This is a genomic window from Cryobacterium sp. Hh38 (genome assembly GCF_004403235.1).
GTDB lineage: Bacteria > Actinomycetota > Actinomycetes > Actinomycetales > Microbacteriaceae > Cryobacterium > Cryobacterium levicorallinum.
The window spans coordinates 146,086-171,448 of sequence record NZ_SOHD01000002.1 but is presented as its reverse complement, the minus strand read 5'-3'; the positions used below and the strand labels follow the sequence as shown (position 1 = coordinate 171,448).

22 protein-coding genes and 2 pseudogenes are annotated in these 25,363 nt (G+C 65.1%); 9 read left to right on the top strand and 15 right to left on the bottom strand.

Translation table 11 applies throughout. The features are described 5' to 3' along the window. Positions 1 to 398 precede the first annotated feature (398 nt). Entirely contained in the window at positions 399 to 5,441 is a 5,043-nt protein-coding gene (locus tag E3T41_RS00950) for a multicopper oxidase domain-containing protein (RefSeq protein ID WP_134476815.1), read from the top strand. 273 nt (positions 5,442 to 5,714) lie between these two features. Further along, positions 5,715 to 5,943, top strand: a pseudogene (locus E3T41_RS18295) (hypothetical protein); the annotation flags it as partial. Positions 5,944 to 6,468: 525 nt separating this feature from the next. Here E3T41_RS18295 and E3T41_RS00940 read toward each other — a convergent pair. From E3T41_RS00940 to dut, 8 genes and pseudogenes are all read right to left on the bottom strand, one after another. After that, positions 6,469 to 6,777, bottom strand: coding sequence for a hypothetical protein (locus E3T41_RS00940; protein ID WP_104133144.1), 309 nt, complete (start codon positions 6,775 to 6,777; stop codon positions 6,469 to 6,471). Positions 6,778 to 7,004: 227 nt separating this feature from the next. Next, the gene (locus tag E3T41_RS00935) at positions 7,005 to 7,115 is read right to left on the bottom strand and encodes a hypothetical protein (RefSeq protein ID WP_369828719.1); all 111 of its coding nucleotides are present in this window, start codon (positions 7,113 to 7,115) and stop codon (positions 7,005 to 7,007) included. 50 nt (positions 7,116 to 7,165) lie between these two features. After that, a pseudogene (locus E3T41_RS00930) lies at positions 7,166 to 7,309 on the bottom strand (ISAzo13 family transposase); the annotation flags it as partial. Positions 7,310 to 7,376: 67 nt separating this feature from the next. Further along, entirely contained in the window at positions 7,377 to 9,326 is a 1,950-nt protein-coding gene (dxs, locus tag E3T41_RS00925; protein WP_092449144.1) for a 1-deoxy-D-xylulose-5-phosphate synthase, read from the bottom strand. A gap of 136 nt (positions 9,327 to 9,462) precedes the next feature. After that, positions 9,463 to 12,309, bottom strand: a complete 2,847-nt coding sequence (locus tag E3T41_RS00920) for an aconitate hydratase (protein WP_134476813.1) — start codon at positions 12,307 to 12,309, stop codon at positions 9,463 to 9,465. Positions 12,310 to 12,520: 211 nt separating this feature from the next. Next, entirely contained in the window at positions 12,521 to 13,363 is an 843-nt protein-coding gene (locus tag E3T41_RS00915; protein ID WP_104133143.1) for a DUF3159 domain-containing protein, read from the bottom strand. Between the two features lie 6 nt (positions 13,364 to 13,369). After that, positions 13,370 to 13,999, bottom strand: a complete 630-nt coding sequence (locus tag E3T41_RS00910; protein WP_092449147.1) for a DUF3710 domain-containing protein — start codon at positions 13,997 to 13,999, stop codon at positions 13,370 to 13,372. After that, a complete protein-coding gene (gene dut, locus E3T41_RS00905; protein WP_134476811.1) occupies positions 13,996 to 14,493 on the bottom strand; it encodes a dUTP diphosphatase in 498 nt (165 codons plus the stop codon). The genes E3T41_RS00910 and dut overlap by 4 nt, the downstream gene beginning before the upstream one ends. A 38-nt stretch (positions 14,494 to 14,531) precedes the next feature. Here dut and E3T41_RS00900 point away from each other — a divergent pair, with 38 nt between their 5' ends. Beyond that, positions 14,532 to 14,984: a DUF3093 domain-containing protein gene (locus E3T41_RS00900; RefSeq protein ID WP_134476810.1), complete on the top strand. Its 453-nt coding sequence runs from the start codon at positions 14,532 to 14,534 to the stop codon at positions 14,982 to 14,984. A gap of 5 nt (positions 14,985 to 14,989) precedes the next feature. Here the strand turns inward: E3T41_RS00900 and E3T41_RS00895 are convergent, their stop codons facing one another. Then, positions 14,990 to 15,283, bottom strand: a complete 294-nt coding sequence (locus tag E3T41_RS00895) for a DUF4193 domain-containing protein (protein WP_092449195.1) — start codon at positions 15,281 to 15,283, stop codon at positions 14,990 to 14,992. Between the two features lie 199 nt (positions 15,284 to 15,482). Between E3T41_RS00895 and sepH the strand changes: the two genes are divergently transcribed. The 3 genes from sepH to E3T41_RS00880 all read left to right on the top strand — a co-directional run bounded on the left by sepH (position 15,483) and on the right by E3T41_RS00880 (position 17,989). Next, positions 15,483 to 16,613, top strand: coding sequence for a septation protein SepH (gene sepH, locus E3T41_RS00890; protein ID WP_134476808.1), 1,131 nt, complete (start codon positions 15,483 to 15,485; stop codon positions 16,611 to 16,613). Between the two features lie 111 nt (positions 16,614 to 16,724). Next, complete coding sequence (locus E3T41_RS00885) at positions 16,725 to 16,949, top strand: DNA glycosylase AlkZ-like family protein (RefSeq protein ID WP_134476806.1); 225 nt, start codon at positions 16,725 to 16,727, stop codon at positions 16,947 to 16,949. Continuing rightward, complete coding sequence (locus E3T41_RS00880; protein ID WP_092449152.1) at positions 16,946 to 17,989, top strand: aromatic acid exporter family protein; 1,044 nt, start codon at positions 16,946 to 16,948, stop codon at positions 17,987 to 17,989. The genes E3T41_RS00885 and E3T41_RS00880 overlap by 4 nt, the downstream gene beginning before the upstream one ends. Before the next feature lie 163 nt (positions 17,990 to 18,152). Here E3T41_RS00880 and E3T41_RS00875 read toward each other — a convergent pair whose 3' ends face one another. From E3T41_RS00875 to E3T41_RS00865, 3 genes are all read right to left on the bottom strand, one after another. Beyond that, the gene (locus E3T41_RS00875) at positions 18,153 to 18,911 is read right to left on the bottom strand and encodes an amino acid ABC transporter ATP-binding protein (RefSeq protein WP_092449153.1); all 759 of its coding nucleotides are present in this window, start codon (positions 18,909 to 18,911) and stop codon (positions 18,153 to 18,155) included. Beyond that, on the bottom strand, positions 18,908 to 20,356 hold the full coding sequence (locus E3T41_RS00870; RefSeq protein WP_092449154.1) for an amino acid ABC transporter substrate-binding protein/permease: 1,449 nt from the start codon (positions 20,354 to 20,356) through the stop codon (positions 18,908 to 18,910). The genes E3T41_RS00875 and E3T41_RS00870 overlap by 4 nt, the downstream gene beginning before the upstream one ends. Positions 20,357 to 20,586: 230 nt before the next feature. Continuing rightward, entirely contained in the window at positions 20,587 to 21,621 is a 1,035-nt protein-coding gene (locus E3T41_RS00865) for a nitronate monooxygenase (RefSeq protein ID WP_134476804.1), read from the bottom strand. Positions 21,622 to 22,031: 410 nt separating this feature from the next. On the opposite strand from E3T41_RS00865, the gene E3T41_RS17735 reads away from it, so the two are divergent. Both E3T41_RS17735 and E3T41_RS00860 read left to right on the top strand, forming a co-directional pair. Then, the gene (locus E3T41_RS17735) at positions 22,032 to 22,220 is read left to right on the top strand and encodes a hypothetical protein (protein WP_158251695.1); all 189 of its coding nucleotides are present in this window, start codon (positions 22,032 to 22,034) and stop codon (positions 22,218 to 22,220) included. After that, a complete protein-coding gene (locus E3T41_RS00860) occupies positions 22,217 to 23,056 on the top strand; it encodes a phosphotransferase family protein (protein ID WP_166791469.1) in 840 nt (279 codons plus the stop codon). The genes E3T41_RS17735 and E3T41_RS00860 overlap by 4 nt, the downstream gene beginning before the upstream one ends. Here the strand turns inward: E3T41_RS00860 and E3T41_RS18855 are convergent. From E3T41_RS18855 to E3T41_RS00845, 3 genes are all read right to left on the bottom strand, one after another. After that, the gene (locus E3T41_RS18855; protein ID WP_092449157.1) at positions 23,053 to 23,403 is read right to left on the bottom strand and encodes a PIN domain-containing protein; all 351 of its coding nucleotides are present in this window, start codon (positions 23,401 to 23,403) and stop codon (positions 23,053 to 23,055) included. The genes E3T41_RS00860 and E3T41_RS18855 overlap by 4 nt on opposite strands. A gap of 24 nt (positions 23,404 to 23,427) precedes the next feature. After that, positions 23,428 to 23,682 carry a ribbon-helix-helix domain-containing protein gene (locus tag E3T41_RS00850; protein ID WP_158251693.1) on the bottom strand — a complete coding sequence of 85 codons (255 nt, stop codon included), beginning with the start codon at positions 23,680 to 23,682 and terminating at the stop codon, positions 23,428 to 23,430. 106 nt (positions 23,683 to 23,788) lie between these two features. Beyond that, a complete protein-coding gene (locus tag E3T41_RS00845) occupies positions 23,789 to 24,349 on the bottom strand; it encodes a YceI family protein (RefSeq protein WP_092449159.1) in 561 nt (186 codons plus the stop codon). Between the two features lie 194 nt (positions 24,350 to 24,543). Between E3T41_RS00845 and E3T41_RS00840 the strand changes: the two genes are divergently transcribed. Then, a complete protein-coding gene (locus E3T41_RS00840; protein WP_241990983.1) occupies positions 24,544 to 25,362 on the top strand; it encodes an oxygenase MpaB family protein in 819 nt (272 codons plus the stop codon). The last annotated feature ends 1 nt before the right edge of the window (position 25,363 follow it).

Here is a 25,363-nt window from a genome sequence, read left to right as displayed (position 1 = left end):
ACCAGAAGCTGACATATCCTCACATCACGACTGCTGGGTTACCCGAACTCACTGGTCAGAGGTTGTGACCAGCGCCGTCACGGCCCCAACTCGAGCTGCGCAGAAAAAACCCTATGAGTGCAACGAAGTTCTCAATCCGTGCCTGGCTACGACGTGAGTTTCTGACGCCTCTGGACGTGATGTACGAGCATATCGACGATCACCTTCAGGACGAATACGTTCCCGTCCAAGACGCGACGGCTCCCAAATAGTCGAGCACAACAGCTACGGCCGACCGAGCCCCAGGTGTTGTCCTGTGGATCTCCTGACCAGTGACCAAGCCACTCCGCCCTGATTCGTTCCAGCTCATGGGTCCGGCTTGACATCAGCGCACCAATAACGCAGTTACAGGGAAACCAATGAACATTTCTATGAGAGCTCGCGTCGGCATGGGGGTGGTGCTCGCCTATGGCGGCACGGCCTGGCTCCACGGGCTTCACGCAGCCTCTGCCCAGCAAGCCTGGAGTTCGGGCACCTCAGTGTTGCACTTCCTTCGGGACGGGACATTGTCGCTTTTGCTAGTGGTGCCGGCCGTCCTGATCGTGTTCGCGATGATCGCTCGCCTGCGGCCGGCATCTCGGATGATCTCCTTGGCTCGCGCCACGGTCGCAGTCGTCGCTGTCACCACGGCTGTGTTCATGTCCGGTGCGATCGGCCACACGCTGCTCTTCCCCTCCGAGCATGCCTCCGCCGCCCACGCGGTTGCCTCAGCTGTCGCACCGGCTGCCCAGGCAGCTCCTGACGCCAGTGACGCACTTGGTGCTGTCCCGCCCCCTGGCGCGCCAGGTGCCCCAGTCGCTGCCGCGACCAAGCCCGGGTTCCACCCACACCAGCCCTCGGCGGCGTGGTTGGCCAAGACGGGCCAAGCCAATGGCTCCGCCGAAGCCGCTGCCGACCCGCACGCTGCACACAACGGTGCAGCCTCTTCCTCTGGCACTACTGGGGCAGCGGTAGCCGAACCGGCCACGGGCGGCCACATGGAGGCGACCTCGGGTGCTGCGCTCTTCGAGCACGGAGCCATCGAGGCCGCTCGCGTATTTCCGGTGCTTCTGCTCCTCGCCCTGGCAGGCCTCGTCCTGGGCATGCGCCGAAGCGATGATGTGACCGGTGGGTATGCCCCGACGCCGGCACGGCGTTCCCGGTCTGTCGTGGCCCCGACGCCGGCACGGCGTTCCCGGTCTGTCGTGGCCCCGACGCCGGCACGGCGTGCCCGGTCTGTCGTGGCCACGACGCCACGCCGATCTCGCCTGGTCATCGCCGTGGCGGCGGGCGGTGTCGTCGTGATGACGACTTCCGCTCTGATGGGTTCCTCTGCGGCAACAGCTGTCATTGGCGATCCGATCACCCCGGCCAACGGGGTCTGCCCGGCCGGTGCCCGCGCTATTGAGTACGACCTGGCCGCCTTCCAGGTGACCATCCCTCTCAACGGCTGGGGCGACAAGCTGCCCAACGGCCTGATGTATGCCCTCAAGAACGCCGACGCAAGGGTGAACAAGGAAAAAATCCTTGCCAACCCCAACCTCACCCAGCCGCTCGTCGTGCGCGCCAACGTCGGTGACTGCGTGTCCGTCAAGGTGCGCAACGACATCGCGGGCCGGCGAATCGGCCTGTCCACTCAAGGCCTCGTTCAAGCGGACGTGAAGACCTCCGACGGCGCGCGGGTGGGCCTAAACCCGGACACGACCATCGCCACGGGCACCGAGCGCACCTACACCTGGTACGCCGACCGGGAGGGCGAGGCGCCGCTGTACGACAACGCCAACCTCGACCCGAACGACCCGAAGCACACCACCGTCCAGAACGGCCTGTACGGCGCGGTCGTCGTGCACCCGAAGGACTCGACCTGGCACAATCAGATCACCGGGGCCGACCTGCTCACGGGCGGGCGCGCCGTCGAGTCCCAGCTGTTCGCCGACATCCGGGCAGGCGGGGCCTCGACCCGTTCGGCCGTCATGATCTTCCTCGACGAGAACGAGGGCGTCCTGGACCGGGACGGGAAGCAACCGACCTTCCCGACGACCGGGCTGAAGGACTCGACCTTCGGCATCAACTACCGCTCGGAGCCGCTGCGCAACCGGCTGCGGGCCATCCTCGAGCACCGTGGGACCGTCACTCCGGAGAACCCGGGTGGCGTGGCCAAGACCATCACGCTCCCCAACGGCAAGACCTATGCCCCAAGTGACAACTTCTGCAACGGCTACGTGCCCGAGCTCGGCAAGGTCGTCGACGACCCCGGCGCCAAGTGCCTGGGCGAGGAGTCCCACCTGCAGTCGTGGGTCTTCGGCGACGAGGGCAAGCTAACCCGAACCGTCGACGGCGTGAAGGTGACCGATTCGGACAACCTGATCCCGAAGGGATACGTCGGTGACCCGCTGAAGTTCCACGTCGTCCACCCGGGTGCCAAGGAGACCCACCCATGGCACCAGCACACCCAGCGCTGGAACGCCGACCCGAAGAACCCGAAGTCACCGCTTAATGACGTCCAGTCGTTTGGCCCACATGAGGCTCGGGAGCTGAAGATTGAGGGAGGTGCCGGCGGCACCCAGGGCACGGTCGGTGACACGATCTTCCACTGCCACCTCTACCCGCACTTCGCCCAGGGTTTCTGGGGCCACCTGCGGATCTTCGACAAGTTGCGAGACGGCACGGCACAGTATGCCGACGGCACGCCCCTAGAAGCACTGCAGGAGCTGCCGAACCGGGCAGGCGCCACGGCGGCCCCGACCGCAACCCAGCCCGGTTTCCCACTGTTCGTCAAGGGTGACGTCGGCCAGCGTGCCTACCGTCCGCCGAACGCGGTGGTCAAGGATACCTTCGCTGCTATCCGTCGCCCCGGCGACGCCCCCCGGGGCCCGACCGCGCTTGAGGCCGCAGGGATGCCTGCTCTTGACCCGATCAAGCCCGGCAACGGCTACATCGACCCGTGCCCGACAACTGCACCGACACGGGTTTACCGGCCACACGTCATCGACACCCCGATCACCTACAACTCCGCGGGCTGGAAGGACAGGCAGGGAAGGGTCTACGTGGAGGAATCCGATGCGGTCGCTGTGCGGACAGGACAGAAGGCACCCGAGCCGTACACCATCCGGTCCAGGGTTGGTGAGTGCGTTCAGCTGTTCACCACCAACGACCTGCACCTCGACGAGAATCCCAACGTCCCCCTCGACCACGTGAACCGCCTCGACGGTGATTACATGGCCACCGAGGAGACGTCCGAGGTCTCGACACACGTGCACCTGGTCAAGTTCGACGAACTTGCCTCCGACGGCACCAGCGTGGGCTGGAACTACAGCTCCTCGGCGATGCCTGGCCAGACCTACGGCTATCGGTGGTTCGTGGACACAGCCTTGCGGACGACCTTCTTCCACGACCACCAGTACGCCAACCTGCACCAGCAGAAGGGCCTCTATGCCGCGATGAACGTCGAGCCCGCTGACGCCACGTGGCACGATCCGAAGACTGGTGCTGCGACGAACGGGGTCGGCCCCATGGCCGATATCCGCTCAGCCAGCGGCCCGGACTTCCGGGAGATGACCATTTTCTACTCCGACCGAACGCCCATGTGGAAGGACAACGGCACTGGTCCACCGATCAACCCACCTTCGGCACCGGACAACTACGGCCAGGACCAGGGCGGCTACTCGATCAACTACAAGAACGCCCCGTTCCAGATCCGAACGAAACCTGGGGTTATGGGCGCTAAGGGCGACCCCGCGTACACCTACTCATCCGCGGTCAACGGCGATCCCGATACGCCGCTCCTGAGGGCGTACTCGAAGGACCCTGTGGTCATCCGCAACGTCGCTGGCTCCCACGAGGAGATGCACGAGTTCAACCTTCACGGTCACCGTTGGCTGAATGAGCCGGACAACCCCCTGTCTCGGACGGTCGACACCCAGACCCTCTCGCTCGCGGAGTACTTCAACTACGAGCTGCAAGGCTCGCAGGTGGTCAAGACCAACCCCGGTGCTGCAGCAACAGTCGCCAAAGCCTCGAACAGCGTCGCCAACGGCACCCCGTCGATCCTGCAGGACGGCGCCGGTTCCCCCGGTGACTACCTGTATGGCTCCCCGTTGCTTGAGGACCAGTGGATGGGGATGTGGGGTCTGTTCCGGGTCCCCAAGAACGCGGTCTCCGACCTCCAGCCGCTGCCCGACCGGGCAGCTCCTGGAATTGGCGACGAGTGGCCAGCCCTCAAACCGGGTGACGCGCTCAAGGTTGCCCCAACCGGAACGCTGGGTTCGGTCACCCCGTGCCCGACAGGGTCCAGGGCGGTCGCTGTCAACGTGTCGGCCATCGCCAAGGACATCGTGTACAACGTGAAGTCAGGTGACCACGACCCGTACGGCACGATGTTCGTGCGGAGCGAGGATGTGACTAAGGTTCGCACGGGTGCCATGAAGACCGAGCCCCTGGTGATCCGAGCAAATGTGGGTGACTGCGTCACGGTGACGCTCAAGAACGAGCTGCCGAAGACGCCCGCCGCACACACCGGTGACCTACCGTTGCCTGCGGACGTGACGAACTTCCCACGTTCCAACCGGGTATCCATGCACCCAAACCTGTTGACCTACAATGTCATTGACTCCGACGGGGCGACGGTCGGGTACAACTACGACCAGACCGTGGCGCCAGGAGTTACGACAAAGTACACGTGGTATGTCCATGCCGCGGTCGAGGACGGCGCAGCGAACCTGCTCGACTTCGCTGACCGGCGTGGGAGTCGCCACCACGGGTCCTACGGGTCGCTGTTGATCGAGCCAAAGGGCTCGACATACGTCAACCCCAACTCCGGGGTTGCGATCACCTCGGGCGCACAGGCCAACGTCACCTACACCGACGCCGCCGGCGTCAAACGCAGCTTCCGCGAGGCTGTGCTCAACTGGGTCGACGGTCTGATCCTGCGAGACAAGGCCGGGGCCATCCTCCCCTACCCAGCGGAGGGCGAACCCAGCGACCAGGGGCACCGGGGCATTAACTACACGACCGAGCGTTTCGCCCCTCGCCTGGCGAAGGACCCAGAGGTGGCCAACGTCATGTCGTCGGTGGTGCACGGCGACCCGGCCACACCGCTCGTGCGGGCCTATGTCGGAGACGAGACGCACCTGCGGCTCGTATCGGGTGGTGACCGCGACCGGGCACACACCTTCAGCCTGAACGGGCACGGGTGGCGCTACCAGCCAAGCGACCCGAACGCGATGATCAAGACAGCCGAGGGCGGTTTGCTCACAGGCAACGCCTTCAACTACAACCTGCTCGGTGGGGCCGGTGGACTCCAGAAGCTTCCCGGGGACTACCTCTACCGGGACGGCGGTCTGGAGAACCAGGTCAACCAGGGCCTATGGGGCATCTTCAGGGTGGAGGGCTCGCCCAAGGCGGACCTTAAGCCTCTCCAATAGTCCACCCATTGTGAGAACAGGTTGAGAACGTGAGCCGGCGGCACCTCGGGTGCCGCCGGCTCACGCGCGTTGCTGGACGCGCTGGACCCAGGGGTGCCACCGAGTGGGGCTCGCGGGCCGGATATCCTGAACCTCGTGTCCTCAGCGCGCGCGCCGCATCCCGCGCGACCAGAACCTGTGAGCCCACGAAAGTCCCGTCGGCGTCCGTCCCGGCGCAGGCCGAGCGAGGTACCGCCGGCGCGGTCAGCCCGTATCGCGCGCCGTCTCACCGCGGTGCCCAGAATCAGCTATCCCGACGACCTGCCGGTCGCTGCCCGCAGGGACGATATCACCGCGGCCATCCGAGACCACCAGGTCGTCATCGCCGCCAGGTCGGTGGCCGAGCGCATCGCGCAGGAGCTGGACACCGAGCTGGGGACTGCGGTGGGTTATCCAGGTGCGCTCCACCGACCACTCCAGCGGCAACACCCTGGTCAAGGTGATGACCGATGGCATCCGGCTGCACTCCCAGGAGGACTTCAAGGCTCGATCGGAGTTCACCGACCCCGAGATCCTGCGCACCAACCTGGCGTCGGTCATGCTACAGATGACCTCCCTGGGCCTGGGTGACATCGCAGGTGCTCGGACCACTGACTCGCGCAAGCGGTTCACGGCATACGGCATACGGCATACGGTCGCAAGATCGCGGCGCTGCCCCTCGACTTGTGCCTGGCCCGAATGGTCCTGGAGACCAGAGTCAGTGGCGCGCTTCGCGAGGTACTCATCATGATGCGGCGGCAGAAACGGTGAGCAGCAAGAGCAGAGCCAGGGCGGCAACCCCTGCGACAGGGGATACCTTCGGGCGGGCTGTGCCAACGGAAGCTACCGGTCTGTCCGGTTCTTCCACTGTTCTGCGGTTGGGCCCTGTTGGGGCTGGGTGGTCAGGTCGTTGCTGGGGTTGGTGGACCGCAGGCCGCGTTGAAGAGCCCTTCCCAGCTGTCCTGCCAGGGCCAAGTGAGGCAGGTGGAAGACCGGCCTCCTGGCGGACCTAGCGAGGCGGCCCGGGACCGCGATCACCCACCGCACGTCGTCCGGCGTACAGTCCGGTGACGTCACCGTGCACGGTGACGCCGGTCGGGAGCGAGGGCAGACCAAGCATCCGCTCCATCCCACTCCGCGGGCAAGAGTGGATGTTCAACCGGTCCGGCTGCACTACTGAGTTAGAGAGGTCCGTCAGTTCCAGGTGAACCCCGTCCGCGCCACTGAAGAAGAGCAACGCGATACCGAAACCGTCGAGGTCCGTGACCTGGCCGGGCTTGGTTCCCGCTCCGAGTCGCAACAGCGAGGGGGCGGGCAAGCGCCGGGCGCCGCCCAGCCCAGGACTCTTGATCTCATAGAGGTGAATCCGGCAAGTGGGTTATCCATTTCACAGGTTATCCATTTCACGGCCCGAGGAGGGCGGCCCCTCTACTGCTGGGGGTCGGTGGCCGCCAGCACCACAACGGGTGTGGCAGCGGCACCGCCCGCGGGCGCTTACGCCCGTAAATCAAAGACACGCGTAACTCGACATCTCACGTGCTGAGATCACTTTCGTTGGGCGAACTTTGCTGGGCTCACGCTGTAGTTCCGCTCGCCATGGAAGTCGTGCCTAGTCAGGTGGCGGGTTTCCAGATCTGCCATTTCGCGGTCGGTGATCTTGATGCCTTTGGGGTAGATGCTCTCGTCGAGCTCGGCGGTGACGCTCTTACTCCAGCCGCCCGGGCCACCGCCGCGACCCCGCCATGACCCAGCACGCGAGCCTCAGCCCTCGTCAGCAACCGTCGCTGACGCTCATCAAGATGCGGGAACAACGCGGCGAACTTGACTGCCAGCGACTCTTCGACCTCCACGGGAACCGACACAGCACAGCCATGGCACCCCAAACGGCATGCGTCTAGGTTATTTACTTACGAGCCCTTAGTCGCGGCGGGTTACCTGGATAGCGCCGGTGTCGGTGTGGTCGGCGGGCAAGGGTCGAGCGTTGGGGATTTTGCTGCCGAGCACCATGGCGACCACATCGCGGGCGATCGCCTGCGGGGTGAGGCCGACGCGCTCCAGGATCTGGGCGCGGGTGCCGTGGTCGAGGAACTGGTCCGGCAGGCCGAGTTCGGTCACCGCGGTGTCAACGCCGGCCTCCCGCAAGTCCTGCCGGATGCGCGTACCGATTCCGCCGACCCGGATGCCGTCTTCGATGGTGACCACGATGCGGTGCGCGGCGGCGAGGGTGATAATACTGCGCGGCACCGGCACGACCCAGCGCGGGTCGACGACCGTCGCTCCGATGCCCTGGGCGGCGAGCCGGTCGGCCACGTCGAGCCCCAGCGCGGCCATCGGACCGACCGTGACGATCAGCACATCCTGTTGGGTCGCCTCCTGCAGCACGTCGACACCATCGTCGAGGCGGCGGATGGCCTCGAACTCCAGGCCGACGGTGCCCTTGGGGTAGCGCAAGACCGTGGGTCCGTCTTCGACGGCGACGGCCTCGGCCAGTTCTTCGCGCAGGCGCACGGAGTCCCGCGGCGCGGCCAGCCGAATGTTGGGGACGACCTGCAGAATGGCGAGGTCCCACATGCCGTGGTGACTGGGACCATCGGGGCCGGTGACGCCGGCCCGATCGAGTACAAAGGTGACGCCGGCTTTGTGCAGGGCCACATCCATCAGAACCTGGTCGAAAGCGCGATTGATGAACGTGGCGTAGAGGGCGACAACCGGGTGCAGGCCGCCGAAGGCCAGCCCTGCGGCGCTCGTCACGGCGTGCTGTTCGGCGATGCCCACGTCGTGCACGCGGGCCGGAAAACGTTCGGCCATCTTGTGCAGCCCGGTCGGGCGCAGCATGGCGGCGGTAATGCCGACGATACGATCGTTCTCGATGGCCAGTCGCAACAATTCGTCGGCAAAAACCGACGTCCAGGATGCCGCGCCCGCCTCTTCGACGGATTCGCCGGTCTCCGGGTCGATCTGCCCGACCGCGTGGAACTGGTCGGCCGTGTCTTGCACGGCCGGGTCGTAGCCCTTGCCCTTCTGGGTGATGGCGTGCACGATGACCGGCGCGCCGTAGCCCTTGGCCTGGGCGAGGGCCTCCTCCATGGCGTGCACGTCGTGACCGTCAATGGGACCGATGTACTTGATGTCGAGGTTGGAATAGAGCGCTTCGTTGTTGGTGACCCGGCTGAGGAACCCGTGCAGACCACCGCGCACCCCGCGGTACATGGCCCGGCCGGGCGCGCCGAGTTTGTCAAACACTTTCTGACTGGTCAGGTAGGCGTCGCGGTAGGCCGCGCGGGTACGGACGGTATTCAAAAAGCGCGCCATACCGCCAATCGTCGGCGCGTAGGATCGGCCGTTGTCGTTGACCACGATGATGAGTCGACGCGTGTTGTCGTCGCTGATGTTATTGAGGGCTTCCCAGGTCATGCCGCCGGTCAGCGCGCCGTCGCCGACGACGGCGACCACGTGCCGATCGGTCTGGCCGGTCATCTCGAAGGCTCGGGAGATACCGTCGGCCCAGGACAGCGAACTGGAGGCGTGCGAGCTTTCGACGATGTCGTGCTCGGACTCCGAACGTTGCGGATAGCCCGCGAGACCGTCGAACGAGCGCAGCTTGCTGAAGTCCTGACGGCCGGTGAGGAGCTTGTGTACGTAGGACTGGTGGCCGGTATCGAAGACGATGGCGTCGGTCGGTGAATGGAAAACCCGGTGGATGGCGATGGTCAGTTCGACGACACCGAGGTTTGGCCCGAGGTGTCCGCCGGTCTTCGAAATCTCGCGCACCAGAAACCGCCGAATATCGGCGGCCAGCTGTGGCAGCTGCTCTTTCGAAAGACCATCGAGGTCCCGCGGACCATGAATCGTCTCCAGAAGGATCATCCGTCATACCTTTCATGCTGCTCTACAAAACAGTGCTAAACAGATCAAGCCAAACCGGCGCGCAGACCCGAGTGAATCGAGTCTACGCGCCGGTGTCGTGCTGGTAGAGCGAGGCGCTGGCAGCGCCCCGGTTCACTCAGACGAGCGAACGCAGCACGTATTGCAGGATGCCGCCGTTGCGGTAGTACTCGGCTTCACCCGGGGTGTCGATGCGCACGATGGCGTCGAACTCGACCGGTGCCTTGCCGGCGGCCGAGAATTCACTGGGAACGCAGGTCACGCGCACGGTCTTCGGCGTCGTGCCGTTGTTCAGTTCGGTGATGCCGGAGACCGAGACGATCTCGGTGCCATCGAGACCGAGCGAGTCGGCGGTTTCGCCGACCGGGAACTGCAGGGGCACAACGCCCATGCCGATGAGGTTCGAGCGGTGGATGCGCTCGAAGCTCTCAACGATGACGGCCTTGACACCGAGAAGACTCGTGCCCTTGGCTGCCCAGTCCCGGCTGGAACCCGAACCGTACTCCTTGCCACCGAAGATGACGAGCGGGGTACCGGCAGCCTGGTAGTTCTGGCTGGCATCATAGATGTCGGCTTGCGGGCCGCTCGCGACGGTGAAGTCGCGGGTGAAGCCACCCTCGACGTTGTCGAGGAGCTGGTTGCGCAGACGGATGTTCGCGAAGGTTCCGCGAATCATGACCTCGTGGTTGCCACGACGCGAGCCGTAGGAGTTGTAGTCCCCACGGGCGATGCCGTGCTCGGCCAGGTAACGGCCGGCGGGGCCATCCGCTTTGATCGAACCGGCGGGGCTGATGTGGTCGGTAGTGACCGAGTCGCCGAGCTTGGCGAGCACGCGGGCACCACTGATGTCCACGACCGGGCTGGTCTCCAGCGTCATGCCGTCGAAGTACGGGGGCTTCCGCACGTAGGTACTCTCGGCGTCCCAGGCGAAGGTGTCGCCAATGGGGGTGTGCAGGGACTTCCAGCGGTCGTCACCCTCGAAGACACCGGCGTACTGGGTCTCGAACATGTTGGAGTCGATCGACTCGTCAATGGTCTTCTGCACCTCTTCGGCGTCGGGCCAGATGTCCTTGAGGAACACGTCGTTACCCTCGGTGTCCTGACCGAGCGAATCGGTGTCGAAGTCGAAGTTCATCGTGCCGGCGAGGGCGTAGGCGATAACCAGCGGCGGGCTCGCGAGGTAATTCATCTTCACGTCGGGGTTGATGCGTCCCTCGAAGTTGCGGTTACCGGAGAGCACGGCGGTGACGGCGAGGTCGTTGTCTTGCACGGCCGAGGAGATTTCGTCCTCGAGCGGACCGGAGTTACCGATGCAGGTGGTGCAGCCGTAGCCGACGAGGTAGAAGCCAAGGTCTTCGAGGTAGCCGTTGAGGCCGGCCTTCGCGTAGTACTCAGTGACGACCTTGGAACCGGGCGCGAGGGTGGTCTTGACCCACGGCTTGCTCTTGAGTCCCTTGAGGCTCGCATTGCGGGCCAGCAGGCCGGCCGCGAGCATAACGCTCGGGTTTGACGTGTTGGTGCACGACGTGATGGCCGCGATCGCTACGGCGCCGTTGTCGATCGTGAACTCGCGACCGTCGGCGAGCTTCACGTCGGTGGGCTGAGGGTGCGACTTCGTCGGGTGGCTGGTGTGACGCACCAGGCCAGCCTGGTAGGCGTGCTCGTGCGCGGTCACTTCGTCTTGCGAGGTGAGGCCGAGCGGGTCAGAGGCGGGGAACGTACCCTCTATTGCCGCGTCCACCAGGGAGACGGGGCCGTTGGCGTAGTTGTCCAGGTCGCGCTCGAACTGCGACTTGGACTCGGAAAGGATGATGCGGTCCTGCGGGCGCTTGGGTCCGGCGATCGAGGGAACGACCGTGGAGAGGTCGAGCTCGAGGTATTCGCTGAACACCGGCTCCACATCGGGGTTGTGCCAGAGGCCCTGCAGCTTCGAGTAGGCCTCGACCAGCGCGACCTGCTCTTCGCTGCGCCCGGTGAGGCGCAGGTAGCCGAGGGTCACGTCGTCGATCGGGAACATCGCGGCCGTCGAGCCGAACTCGGGGCTCATGTTACCGATGGTGGCACGGTTGGCGAGCGGCACTGAGGCGACACCCGATCCGTAGAATTCGACGAACTTGCCGACCACGCCGTGCTTGCGAAGCATCTGCGTGATGGTGAGCACGACATCCGTTGCGGTGACGCCGGCCGGGATGACGCCGGAGAGCTTGAAGCCGACAACCTTGGGGATGAGCATGGAAACCGACTGGCCGAGCATCGCCGCTTCGGCTTCGATTCCGCCGACGCCCCAGCCGAGCACGCCCAGGCCGTTGACCATGGTCGTGTGCGAGTCGGTGCCGACGCAGGTGTCTGGGTAAGCCTGGAGAACGCCGTTGACCTCACGGGTCATGGTGACGCGGGCGAGATACTCGATGTTGACCTGGTGCACGATGCCGGTTCCCGGGGGAACGACCTTGAAGTCGTCGAACGCGGTCTGGCCCCAGCGGAGGAACTGGTAGCGCTCACCGTTGCGCTCGTACTCGATCTCGACGTTGCGCTCGAACGAGTCGGTCGTGCCGAACAGGTCGGCGACAACGGAGTGGTCGATGACCATTTCGGTCGGGGCGAGCGGGTTGATCTTCTTGGCGTCGCCGCCGAGGTCGACGAGGGCTTCGCGCATGGTGGCGAGGTCGACGATGCAGGGAACGCCGGTGAAGTCCTGCATGACGACGCGAGCCGGCGTGTACTGGATCTCGGTGTCGGGTTCCGCGGTGGGAACCCAGGAGCCGAGGGCACGAATGTGCTCGGCGGTGATGTTGGCTCCATCTTCGGTGCGGAGGAGGTTCTCCAGCAGCACCTTCAGGCTGTATGGCAGTTTGTCGTAACCGTCGACCGCGTCGAGCCGAAAGACTTCATAGTCTGTCGAACCAACGCGCAGGGTGTCTTTGGCTCCGAAGCTATTTACCGCGGTACTTTTTGAATCCGACACAGTGCCCTCTCCGTTGTAGGAGCCGACGGGAAACCGGCGGCAATCCTCAATTCTTGTGGCAGGCACAACCGCGTGCCAGCAAGGCAAGCCTTACCGGCGGATGCCGGGAGCTGCCTTTTTCCATCGAGTCGTGCCGACGAGTGATCGCCGGTCAACTATCTTGACGTCAAGATAACTCTAGCAGTGCGCCCGAGCGCGCAGAGGTCGATTCTCAGAGCGCGTCGGCGGCATCCGCTTTGCGATAGACCGAGCGCACCATGAGCCAGGACACGACGAGCAACGGCGCGTAGAGCGGGATGCCCATGAGGAGCTTCATGGAGGCGAGCAGTTCGACGTTATTGGCGAGGTAGAGCGGCAGCTGCACGGCGAGGCGTCCGAGGAACAGGCCGGTCCAGCACAGGGTGAGAATGGTCAGCACGCGCCGCTTGCTGGCGTCGAGGCGCCAGGCGATGCCGTCGCCCATGAGGAACCCGACGGCGACGCCGATCAGCGGCCAGCGCACGAGCACGGAGATAAGCAGGGCGGCACCGTAGCCGGCGTTGGTCCACAGACCGACCAGGAAGAAATCGGAGGGCTTTCCGGAGAAGAGAGCCAGCGCGACGCTGATAGCGGTGCCGACCAGGCCTCCGAGGGCCGGCGTCGTCGTCTGCCTGGTGATCGCGCGCAGTGCGACGAAGATCACGCCGATGACCAGCGGAGCGACGAGTGAGGGAAGCAGGGTGCCGATCGGGTCACTCGTCACATCGGTCGACGGGTCGATAGTCAGTGTGTAGGTGACGAGAAAGACAAGGCCGGGCAGGACAGCTTCAATCAGACCGCGGATGCCGCCCATCGCCTTTAATAGGGCCTGTCCACTGATCGGCGCCCCCTCGGTCGCCGCTCCGAATCCGGCCCGGCGGGCCGCCCCGGCCATCGACTCGGCGAACAGGGTTGACGCGGTCTGCGCCTGCTCCGGCGTCGGAGCGGGTTCCGGCGCCGCGGCTGGCGTCGGCACCGGCTCGTGCGCTTCATCGCGCTGGCCCTGCTGTCCGTTCTGACCGGGGGTGTCGCTCATGGCTCGTTAGACCGCGGCGGTCTCGGTCGCGCCGGTGGGCGAGGCGGGCATGCGCAGCGGAATCAGATCACGCGGCGGCATCGGGGTTCCCCCGCGCACGACGACGATACTGCGGAACAGGTCTTCGATCTGCGCTGCGGCATTCGGATCGATGGCGCCCTCGCCCGCGATCACACCGCGCAGAAACCAGCGCGGCCCGTCGACGCCGATGAAACGGGCCAGGCGGGTGACGCCGCCGGCTTCCTGACCGGCCGCAACCGGAATCTCGGCGACCAGTTCCGGGCCGAACGGGCCCTCGCGCGGTGTCGTGGTACCGCCCTGCTTGCCGATCTGGTCGGCGATCTGGTCGCGAATCTCATGCCACAGGCCGCTCGACCGCGGAGCGGCGAACGGCTGCACCTGCAGGGTCGACCCGGCGAAGTCGAGGCCGATGGCGACGACGCGCTTGCTGCCCTCTTCAATTTCGAGGCGCAGGTGCAGGCCTTCCCGCGGCAGAATCTTGATGCCGCCGAGATCGACGTATGGCCGCACCGGGTTGGCTTCGGACTCGTCGAACGGGCCATCGCTCTCGCGGTTCTCTGGTGCCGATTTGGCATGGGGCTCGACGAAGTACCCGGGGGTCGTGGTGTCAGTCACTGATTTTCTCCTTCGCGCTGGGCGGTATCGCCCGACAATGGTGCACTTTCTAGTGGAGCAGCTTCTACGCCCGTTGAACCGAAGCCGCCCTCGCCGCGGTGGCTGCCGGGCAGCCGGTCCACGGCAATGAAGGTGGCCCGGGCAACGGGCATCACAATAAGTTGGGCGATGCGGTCGCCGATATTGATCGTGAACGACTCGTTCCGGTCGGTATTGAGCAGAGCCACCTTGATTTCGCCGCGGTAGCCGGCATCCACTGTCCCCGGGGAATTCACGATGGTGATGCCGCGCTTGGACGCCAGGCCGCTGCGCGGAACCACAAAGGCGGCAAACCCGTCGGGCAACGCGATCGACACGCCGGTGCCGACAAGTGCACGGCAACCGGGAGCGAGCATGAGGGCCTCGGCCGAATGCAGGTCAGCCCCGGCATCACCGGGATGTGCGTAGTTCGGGAGGATGGATGCTTGGATCAGTACTTCGACGCTTTCTGCCACGTGTCGAGGGTAGTGCAGATATCTGATCGAATAGAGCCATGCCTGATTACCGCGAAAAACTCTGGCCTACTCCGTGGGCCTTCATCGTCACCGCACTGGTGATACCGGCGAGCATCCTGGTGCTCGTTCCGATTTCCCTGCCGGCCGGCATCATCACGGCCGCCGTTCTCTACGGAGGCTGCGTACTGCTGCTCGTGCTGGCCTCACCGGTGGTGCGGGTGCAGAACGGCGAGCTGAAAGCAGGCCCGGCCACGATTTCTACCCACCTTGTGGGGGAAGCCGTCTCCTTTACCAAGGCCGAAGCCACCCAGGAGCGCGGACCCCGGCTGGATGCCCGGGCCTGGCTGCTCATTCGCGGCTGGATCGACCCGGTCGTGCGCGTTCCGATCGTCGACCCAACCGATCCGGCGCCGTACTGGATCATCTCCAGCCGGCACCCGACGGAGTTGGCCGGCGCGATCAATGGATCACGAACGACCAACGTCGGTTAGCAGGTCTAGGAGTCGCACTCCAGGCAGACCATTCCGAGCTTGGTCTCGTGGCCCATCTGCGAACGGTGCTTCACGAGGAAGCAATTCACGCAGGTGAATTCGTCGGCCTGCGCGGGCAGAACGACGACATCGAGGTCCAGGTCGGACAGGTCGGCGCCGGGTAGATCGAACCCACCCGGGTTGTCGGAGTCGTCAACATCAACGCTGCCGGACATTTTATCTGGCACACGTTCCTTGAGGGCCTCGATCGACTCGGAGTCGTCTTCAGTCTTTCGGGGTGCGTCGTAATCGGTTGCCATGCCCATCCATTTCAGTTACGCCGATAATCGAAATCGGCGGGCACAGTTTCCAACAATCCGGACGGAATAGCAAACCGTCCGCCAACCTTTTTATTCGGACACGGAAAACAACTTGCGGCACGCCCAGCGTATTCCCGCGAAATTGCCCCAACTCGTGGCAGTCTTGCAGCCAACGGTAATCGCGAGAGGGCTTGTCTTCATGCAGGAATTGAAGGTTATTGGGGTTGAGAACGGTGCGCTGCTCGCAGCGTCCGAAGATGGTGACCGATATCGCATCGCCATCGACGAGGTTCTTCAGTCCCGGCTTCGCCAAACCCAGACGGAGCAAAGTCTCGCGCCCAAACTCTCCCCCCGGGAGGTTCAGGCGCACATTCGCTCCGGCATGTCCGCCGAGGATGTCGCGGCCGTCACCGGCGCGTCCCTCGACTACGTGCGCCGCTTCGAGGGCCCGGTCGTAGCCGAACGGGAGTACATCGTCTCGTCGGCGCTCAGCGTGCCGGTACACACCGCGATCGATCCGGATCCGGTCGACGAGAACGTGAACTTCGGCAGCGTCATTCGGGAGCGTCTCGCCTCGCTCGGCGCCACCGGCGAACGCTGGGCCAGCTGGAAAGAGCCCGGCGGCGGCTGGATCGTCAAGCTGTCCTTCACCGCAGACGAGATCGACCACGACGCCCGCTGGGGCTTCGAACCCAAGAAGAACTCACTATCGCCGGTCGGCAGCGAGGCCATCGCGCTCTCGCAGCAGGGCGAGCTCAAGGGCTCGCTCATTCCCCGACTGCGCGCGGTCGGCTCGGAGACGAGCGCCGCCGATGTCTCCCGCTTCGACAGCAACGCCTTCAACTTCAAGGAATCTCTGCCCGACGAGATTTTGAACGACACCAGCCCGAACCTTGAGGTTGTGCCGTTTTCCCGTTCGCTCAGCCGGGACGATGCTGTGTCCAAAGCCGCGATCAAACGCGCTGCCGAGCCAGCATCGAACATGAGCGAAACCGCCGATCTTCTGGAATCGTTGCGTCGACGCCGCGGCGAACGCGAGGCGGCTGGCAGCCGGGATGCTGCAGCGGCCCAGCCGACGGCATACTCTTCGGTGCAGCCTGCAATGATGCGGCCCCGTCGGTCCACGGCCATGGACAGCCCGGTTACCGACGAGTCCAGTGCGGCGCCGGCGACCACGCCGGAACCGACCGGCAACGCCTGGGCCAACCAGGCTGCCCGGGCCCAGGAGCGCACCAACCACGGCCGCACCACACCCAAGCGCGGTCGGGCATCGATGCCGAGCTGGGACGAAATCGTGTTCGGAGCTCGCACCGACGACGACCTGGGCTAGGCGCCGGCTGATCATTACGGGCACTGACGCCTCCCGCGCCGACGTTCTGCGCCTGCACGCCCAGGGCCTGGCCGGGCCAACGCTGATGGGGCCGTTGCGGTCGTTGAGCGGATGCTCGCGGTACAGGCCCAGGACTACCCGGCGGCCCAGTGGGCCATCGGGGTGCGCTCCCCCGGCACAACGCTGGACGAGGTGCAGGCCAGCGTCAATGCGGGTGACATCGTGCGTTCGTTGCCGATGCGCGGCACGCTGCACCTGGTTCGGGCCGGCGCGCAGCGGGCAGACGGGTTTGTCGGCATCCGCTTGAGGAGTGGTCGGGTTAGCCTTGAGCAGTGAAACTAACATCGGCCCTGCGCATCCCCACCCGACTCCCGGTGCTGCAGGTCGTGAAGATGGCCGTCGCCGTCGCCCTGGCCTGGATCGTCTCGCAGCTGCTGCTGCCCAACGACCTACCGATCTTTGCCGCGATTGCGGCCCTGCTCGTGGTGCAGCCGAGTGTCAATCAGACCCTCGGCCGCGCGATCGAACGTACCGCTGGCGTCATCGGCGGAGTCATTATCGCCTCCACGATCGGCTTCTTCCTCGGCCAGTCCAGCTGGGTTGTACTCGGCACGATTGTGGTCAGCATCCTCGTCGCCTGGGCGCTGCGGCTGTCGCCGGTGTCGGCGAGCCAGATTCCGATCAGCGCCATGCTCGTGCTCGCGCTCGGCGCGACGACGCCGGGGTATGCCCTCGATCGCATCTTTGAAACGTTCATCGGTGCGGGGATCGCGCTGATCATCAACGCCCTGATCGTTCCGCCGGTGCTGATTGCGCCGGCACGCGATGCTGTGGCCCTGCTCGCTCGCGAGGTGGCTGATACCTTCGAGCGCATTGCCCAGGCGCTACGTACCCCGCAGACGCCGGTCGACCTGATGGAGCTGATGATCAAGGCCCGGCTGCTGCGCCCCATGCTGGTCAAGGCGGAGAAGGCCATCGCGCAGGCGGAGGAGAGCCTCATGCTCAACCCGCGCAAGGCCAAACTACGCCTGGCGCTCGACACCGACCATGAGATGATCGCGCGACTGCCAACCCTCGTGACCCGCGCTATCGGCATGACCCGGGCCCTGCACGATCACTACGATACCTCCCTGCAGTTGGAGCCGAGCGTTCAGGCCTTTTCCGAGGAGCTGGCCCGGGCTGCGCACGACCTGCGGCTGCTCGCTCGCGCTGAGGGCGACCTCACGGTGGCGCCCGAGCCGCCGGCCCCCGAGGTGCTGGCCCTGACCGCGCCGCTGCGCATCGTGACGCCGCACCCCGACCACTGGATCCTTATCGGCTCGCTCATGGAGGACCTGCGCCGGGTGCGCGAGGAGATCGTCGGCGACCGGGCCTGAGCCGCCCGAAGCATCCGTTCGATAGCCGCGCCCCATTTCGGTAGCCGCTGCGCCGATTACCGTAGCGGCTACCCAAACCGGGCGCGGTCATGCCTGACCGGCACAGAAAAACGGATGCCGCGCGCGGGTCTCGCGCGGAGCATCCGTTTTCGGGTCACGCGGTTTAGAGCACCTTGGACAGGAAGTCCTGGGTGCGCTCCTGCTGTGGGTTGCCGAACAGCTCGGCCGGAGTCCCCTCTTCGACGATGAGGCCATCGGCCATGAAGATGACCCGGTCCGCGACCTCGCGGGCGAAACCCATCTCGTGGGTGACGACGACCATGGTCATGCCCTCGGCGGCGAGGTCGCGGATGACCTGCAGCACCTCCCCCACCATTTCGGGATCGAGGGCGCTCGTGGCCTCGTCGAACAACATAATGTCGGGGTTCACCGCGAGGGACCGGGCGATCGCGACGCGCTGCTTCTGGCCGCCGGAGAGCTGCGCGGGGCGGGCATCCGCTTTGTCGGACAGGCCCACCCGCTCGAGCAGTTTCAGGGCGGTGGCTCGGGCATCCGCTTTGGATTCCTTCTTCAACTCGGTCGGCGCGAGCATGATGTTCTGCAGCACCGTCATGTGCGGAAACAGGTTGAAGTGCTGGAAGACCATACCGATGTGCGCTCGAACCTCGTTCAGGTCGACGGTTTTGTCGCTGAGGTTGAAGCCGTCGACGATGACCGTGCCGGCGCTGAGCTCGTCGAGCTTGTTCAGGCAACGCAGAAAGGTGGACTTGCCCGAACCCGAAGGGCCGATGACGCACACGACCTCGCCCTCGGTGATCTCGACGTCGAGGCCCTTGAGCACCTCGTTGGAGCCGAACGACTTGCGCAGGCCACGTACCGAAATTTTGCTGGCACTTGCGGTGTTGTTTGCGCTGGTGCTCATTTGTTGAACCTCTTGTCGAGCTTGTTGGAGAGCATGGTGAGCAGGTTGATGACGATGAAGTACAGCGCGGCGACGATCAGCAGGGTCTCACCGGTGCGAAAGTTGGCGGCGTAGATCTGCTGGCCCTGATAGGTGAGCTCGGCGAAGCCGATCACGGCGAGCAACGAGGTGTCTTTCAGGGTCATCACGAACTGGTTGATGAACGACGGCGTCATGATCTTCACGGCCTGCGGCAGTACGACGCGGCGCATGGTCGTGACGTAGCCGAGGCCGAGGCTGCGACCGGCTTCGGTCTGACCTGGGTCGACCGATTGGATGCCGCCGCGCACGATCTCGGTCATGTAGGCGCCGGCGTTCAGGCTCAGGGTGAGCACACCAGCGGTGAGCACGTCGATCGACTGCCCGGTGAGCTGAGGCAGGCCGAAGTAGAAGAAGAAGGCCTGCACGAGCAGCGGGGTGCCGCGGAAGATGCTGACGTAGACGCTCGCAATGCCGCGCAGAATGCGACTCTCGGAGACCTTAAAGAAGCCGAATACCACGCCGAGCACGAGAGCGATCAGAATGGACAGGCCGGTTGCGAGCAGGGTCAGCCCGAGGCCCTTCATCAGCGCCGGTATGCTGTCGCTGAGCAGACCGAAGAAACCGGATGCCGCGGCGGGTGCCGGCTGCTCCAGGTAGGTGTCAAGAATGGCCTGGTAGTCGCCGTTGTCCTGCAACTCGGCGAGGCCGGTGTTGAACGCGGCGAGCAGCTCGGGGTTCTGCCCCTTATTGACGGCGAAACCGTAGGAGCTGCCCTGTTCCTTCTCGGTGACGGACTTGAGCCCGTTGTTCTGGTTGATGCCGTAGGCCAGCACGGGATAGTCGTCGAACACTGCGACGGAGTTGCCGGCCTTGACGTCGTCATACATGGTGGCCGAGTCGGCGAGTGCCTTGACCGTGAAGTCGTATTCGTCCTTGATCGAGTTGGCGAAGGTCTCGCCCTCGCTGCCGCGCTTGGCGACGACCGTTTCGCCGGCCAGGTCGGCGTATCCGGTGATCTCGGTGTTGTCCTCGGCGACGGCCATCTGCACGCCGGAGTCGAAGTACGGGTCGGAGAAGTCGAAGATGAGCTTGCGCTCGTCGGTGATCGACATGCCGGCGATGACGCCGTCGACCTGATTGGACTGCAGCGCCTGCAGCGCAGCGTCGAAGCCGAGCGACTTAATCTCGACCGTGAACCCCTGGTTTTCGGCGATGTCGCGAATCAGGTCCATGTCGATGCCGGTGAGTTCACCGTTCTCGCGGTACTCGAACGGCGCGAAGGTGGTGTCGGTGCCGATGACGTAGTTTTCGCCGGCGGTAGCGGCCTGTGGTTGACTCGCGGCTGCGGCGCTGACGCCGAGGAATCCGCCGGCGAGGGCCAGCAGCGCCGTGACGGCGACCGTGAGCTTGCCCGCCCGGAACATAGTTATTTTGCGCAAAGGAGAACCATTTCTTGTTGTGCGATCTACATTGGCCTGGCGGCCTCAGGGTCAGAGGCGCCGATCGACGCTGATCCATCGGGGAGCGGCTGCCGCTCACCCTGTCGATAAAGCCTACCTTGGGGGCCGCCGCACGGTTCTCGACCGTGCCGGAGCCGACCGGCTCCAGCACCTCGGCACCGTCAGGACACGTAAAAAAACTACGCGACGACCTGCTACGAGACGACGGCAGCGTGCGTGTCGGCCCACAACGCACCGAGCACGGTCGCGGCCGAGCCGGTGCCCGCTTCCCGAAAGCCGGTACCGGCCCAGAGGGCGAGGCCGTGCGGGTCGCCGCGGCGGGCGGCATCCGCTCGCACAGTCTTGGTGAGGTGATGCACCTGCGGATACTCGTGCGGCACGGTCGCATCGTGGGCGGTGATGAAGCCGTTCCGCAAGCCGCGGGCAGGGCGACCGGAGAATGCCCAGGTTATGACGGTCTCGGTGAACCGCGGGTCGACGAGGGCGTCCTGGTGGGCCTGCTGCGCACCGGACTCGTCGGTGCGCAGCAGGGCGGTTCCGAGCTGCACAGCTTCGGCTCCGGCAGCCAGCAACGAGGCGATCTGCCCGCCAGAGTGGATGCCGCCCGCCACGATCAGCGGCAGCGTCACCACCTCGCGAATCGCGATCAACAGCTCCCCCAGAGCCAGGGTGCCCGGTTCGTCCCGCGTGGTGAAGGTCCCCCGGTGCCCGCCGGCCTCCGGCCCCTGCACGCAGAGTGCATCGACGCCGCGGTCAACCGCCTGACGGGCTTCGGGCACCGAGGTGACCGTGGCGATCAGGAACGACCCGGCCGTGTGCATCCGCTCGACGGCGTCTACCGGAGGCAGGCCGAAGGTGAACGAGACCACCGGAACCTGTCGCGCGATAACGACCGCCACCTTCTCGGAAAACCAGTCGTCGTCGGTCTCGTCAATTTCGGCGAACACAGCGCTGGGGTTCTCGCGGGCCAGCGCGTCGCGGTAGGCCTCGACGGCGGCGCGGTCGATCAGGGGCAACTGCGGAACAAACAGGTTGACACCGAAAGGATTTTTCGTGCGCAGCTGTACGTCCACGATCTGCTCGGCCAGGACCGTCGGCGTCTTGTACCCGCCGGCAAGAAAGCCGAGGCCGCCCGCGTCGCTCACGGCGACCGCGAGGTTGGGCGTAGAGGCGCCACCGGCCATCGGCGCCGCGATGATCGGAATCGCTAGGTCATTTAGGGTGAACACGGGATCTCCTCGACTAGCTAGAGTGCACCTCTATCGACTGGAGTTGCATTCTCTCGACTGTTTTCGCGTGCTCGACGCGTTCTCGGGCACCCTTGCACCTTAGCCCCGGCCGGTCACCTCCCGACGACCGTCTGGGCGAGACCTCATTTGCCGCGGACCCGGCCCCGCGAGACGACAACTTCGACCCCTGAACCCTGGTCACCTCCGGTGAGGGCGGGTTCGGCCCCCTGAGAGCCGGCCCAGGGGCGGAACGTGTTCTCTCGCGCCAGCGATGTAGCCGAAGCTGGCAACTCGCGCCGGGAGGTGTCCGGCGACGCGAAACGGCAACGACGGCCGTACCGTGAGTTGCGGTCAACCGAATCAGATGGCTCCACGGTCGGAATCGCTAGGGTGGAACGACGAGGGGGTGCATGACTATGGGGTATTTCTACATTGCAGTTGCTCTGCTCGCCATGCTGACGGGCGGCCTCCTGCTCGTCGTGCCACAGCACACCACGCAGGGCGTGATCTTTGGGGGCAGGATTCTTCTGGTCATCGCCGCTCTGCTCGCGATCCGTCGCCTCGACCGCACGGTCAAACGTGTCGGGGTGAGCGTATGACCGCAGCCGCTCCCTCACCCCTCGTGCTCGAGTGGGCCGCGCGGCAACTCGCCGTCGCCGAGCTGCGCTGGGTGCGTTCGCTGCCCGGCGGCACCCACGCCAGAACGAGCGTTGTCGGTACCCCCGACGGCGCCGAGTTCGTGTTGCGGCAGTTTCCGCCCGGTGACGACGCCGTGCGGCTCGAGATCCGCGTCCTCAGCACCCTGGGCGACCTCGGCGAGCTGGCTCCGCAGCTGCTGGCCGCCGACGCTGACGGCACAGTGAACGGATGCCCGCTCATCGTCACGACGCTGCTGCCAGGTCGGGCCTCGATCACCCCCACAAACCCTCACGACTTCGCGCGGCAACTCGGGGCGGCGCTTGCGCGCATCCACTCTCTTGCTGTTATTCCAGGGCTCACCGACCTGTTCACCGAACCGGCGACCGAGTCACCGATGCATTCCGTATGGCACCAGCTCACCGGCGAACCCCGCGTGCTCACCCACAACGACTTCTGGTCCGGCAATACCGTTTGGCTGAACGAACGCCTGACCGGGATCGTGGACTGGTCGGGCGCCGGGCGAGCGCCGCGCGGGTATGACCTGGCCTGGTGTCGCCAGGACCTGGTGTTTCTCTACGACGTGACGGTCGCCGACGTCTTTACCCGCGCCTACGACCAGGCGTTCGGCTCCCCCACCCCCGATGTGGCCCTCTGGGACCACTTCGCAGCGATGAAGGCCTACCCCCGAGTGGAAACCTGGGCGCCCAACTACACGGATCTCGGCCGAGACGACCTGGACGGCGCCGGGCTGCGCCGACGCCTGACCGAATGGATGCTGCGACTCGACGCTGGCTAATAGGGAGGCTGCAGGTTCGGAACCATTGGAAAGTGTCGCAGGTTGAGTGTGAGCAATCGGGCCTGAAAGCGAATCGCTGTGGCAGCAATCGCTAGGTCCGCACCATCAATCGTGTGATGGCTGGGTAGCCGCTGTCGGCCCAATGCACCCGCTGCTTCAGCGACCTCGGCATTGACCGGACGCCAAATCAACGTCGCGAGCAGTGCCCGAGTACCTGCCTCCACGTTCGGTCGCATTCCGGCCAAAACTTCGAGGCGAGTCATCTCACTCGCGTGCAGGGGTGCCAGAACACGCTCGGTTTCGAGGACATCGGCCGTACCCTGGTGGCCTCGGAGGTAATCGATCAAAAACCGACGCGTACATGAGAACGGTCACGACGCGGTCTGCCCCAGACGGTCGCCGGAGCGTACCCGGTCAACCCAGGTCGCGCCGTCGACGTCGCGACCGTTCCACGTCCCGAAGGAGGCGCGCATGGCCTGCAAATCTGCCTCGCTCGAACGCTCCGACAGGTAGAGCGCCTCGACAGCATCTCGAATGAGTGCAGACACAGACTTACCCGTGCAAGCGGCTTCCGCATCGAGGGCATGACGCTCGTCTTCCGTTAGGGAAATCTGCGTTCTTAGCACGATGAAAGATACATCACTTGTCGGGAAGGCCAAACGATTAACGAGGCAGGGCCCCACCGAAGTGGGGCCCTGCACGGCGCTTCGTGGAAACGCGAAAAACTACGGGTTACGCGTTGAGCGCGGCCTGGAGTTCCAGGGTGATGGTGACCTTGTCGCCGAGCAGCATTCCACCGGTTTCGAGGGCAGCGTTGTAGGTGAGGCCGAAGTCTTCACGGTTGACCTCGGTCTTGGCCGTGGCACCGAACTTGTAGTTGCCGTAGGGGTCTCCGCCGAAGCCGCCGAACTCGAGCTCGAACGTGGCCGGCTTGGTAACGCCCTTGATGGTGATGTTGCCGTCGACGAGATATTCGCCCTTGACGACGCGCACACCGGTCGACGCGAAGTCGATGGTCGGGTACGTCTCGGCGTCGAAGAAGTCTCCGGTGCGCAGGTGACCGTCGCGGCCCGGCTCGTTGGTGTTGATCGAGACGACCTTGGCCGAGGCGGTGACGCTCGTCTGGAGCGGGTCCTCGCCGGTCACGAAGGTGGCGTCGAAGTCATCAAAGGTGCCCTTGACCTTGCTGATGACGATGTGGCGAATGCTGAAGCTGACGGAGCTGTGGGTCTTGTCAATGGTCCAGGTTCCGGCCTTGTAGCCCGGGATATTGGTGATCGTAGTCTCGCTCATAGAAGTTCTCCTCAAGTGTGTGGGCCCAGGAATTGTCGCCCTCGGATACATGCAAGCGCATAGAAGATGCACATATTCCCCAGAAGACAAGTATTCATCTTCCCCTGTTCGGGCGTTCAGACGGGACCTACACTCAGTCCGACCGAATAGGCTCACCCTGTCACGAGGTTCTGCGTGTTTAATGGGAGGTTGCTGTGAGCGCACGCGCACCAAGCATGCGGGGGGTAGCGGGTGAGAGCCTGCTGATCGCCGCCGGAGGCCGGGCCATCCTGCTGCAGCTGGCGAATCCGGCCATCGGGCACGGCGTGGCCGATCACAGCCATTTCGCCGCCACGCCACTCGCCCGGCTGAGCGGCACGCTCAGCTACGTCTACGCCACCGTCTTCGGCGAGGCCGACCTGGCCGCTGCGATGGCCGCGCGGGTCAGTCACGCGCACGTTTCCGTGCATTCGGTCGGCACGACCCCCGAGTACAACGCGTTCACCCCCGAATTGCAGCTCTGGGTTGCCGCGACGCTCTATGAATCGGCCACCCACCTGCACGCTTTGATCTACGGCCCGCTCGACGACGACATCGCCGATACCGTCTATAGCGAATACGCCCGGCTCGGCACGTCACTGCAAGTGCCGCCGGAACTATGGCCGACAGATCGCGCCGCCTTTCGCCGGTATTGGAACGAGCAGCTGCAGCTGCTGACAACGGATGCCGCCACCCGCGCGGTCGCGCACGAGCTGTTGCACTCGCGGTCGGCTCCGTTCTGGTATCGGACCGCTCTGCCGCTGGCCCGGCTGATGACCGCCGGACTGCTGCCGCCCCACGTTCGCGTACTGTTCGAACTTCCCTGGACCGAGCGGCACGAGCGGCGCTTTGATCGCGTGCTGGGCGGCATCCGCTTGATTTATCCCCGCCTGCCGCTGGCACTGCGCCACTGGCCCAAGAATCACTATCTGCGCGTGCTGCGCAAATCCGGTCAGCGCGAATCCACGGCGGCCGCGCCCGCGCCGGTAGTGTGAG

Bases quoted from the DNA above. Each gene is read 5' to 3' on its own strand.
- E3T41_RS00870 (WP_092449154.1), bottom strand. From the start codon at position 20,356: ATGTTCCGGGCGGGCAAGCTCACGGTCGCCGTCACGGCGCTGCTGGCC.
- E3T41_RS17735 (WP_158251695.1), top strand. From the start codon at position 22,032: ATGACTATGGGGTATTTCTACATTGCAGTTGCTCTGCTCGCCATGCTG.
- dxs (WP_092449144.1), bottom strand. From the start codon at position 9,326: ATGATCCTTCTGGAGACGATTCATGGTCCGCGGGACCTCGATGGTCTT.
- sepH (WP_134476808.1), top strand. From the start codon at position 15,483: ATGCAGGAATTGAAGGTTATTGGGGTTGAGAACGGTGCGCTGCTCGCA.
- E3T41_RS00900 (WP_134476810.1), top strand. From the start codon at position 14,532: ATGCCTGATTACCGCGAAAAACTCTGGCCTACTCCGTGGGCCTTCATC.
- E3T41_RS00875 (WP_092449153.1), bottom strand. From the start codon at position 18,911: ATGAGCACCAGCGCAAACAACACCGCAAGTGCCAGCAAAATTTCGGTA.
- E3T41_RS00950 (WP_134476815.1), top strand. From the start codon at position 399: ATGAACATTTCTATGAGAGCTCGCGTCGGCATGGGGGTGGTGCTCGCC.
- E3T41_RS00885 (WP_134476806.1), top strand. From the start codon at position 16,725: ATGCTCGCGGTACAGGCCCAGGACTACCCGGCGGCCCAGTGGGCCATC.
- E3T41_RS00845 (WP_092449159.1), bottom strand. From the start codon at position 24,349: ATGAGCGAGACTACGATCACCAATATCCCGGGCTACAAGGCCGGAACC.
- E3T41_RS00895 (WP_092449195.1), bottom strand. From the start codon at position 15,283: ATGGCAACCGATTACGACGCACCCCGAAAGACTGAAGACGACTCCGAG.
- E3T41_RS00860 (WP_166791469.1), top strand. From the start codon at position 22,217: ATGACCGCAGCCGCTCCCTCACCCCTCGTGCTCGAGTGGGCCGCGCGG.
- E3T41_RS00915 (WP_104133143.1), bottom strand. From the start codon at position 13,363: ATGAGCGACACCCCCGGTCAGAACGGACAGCAGGGCCAGCGCGATGAA.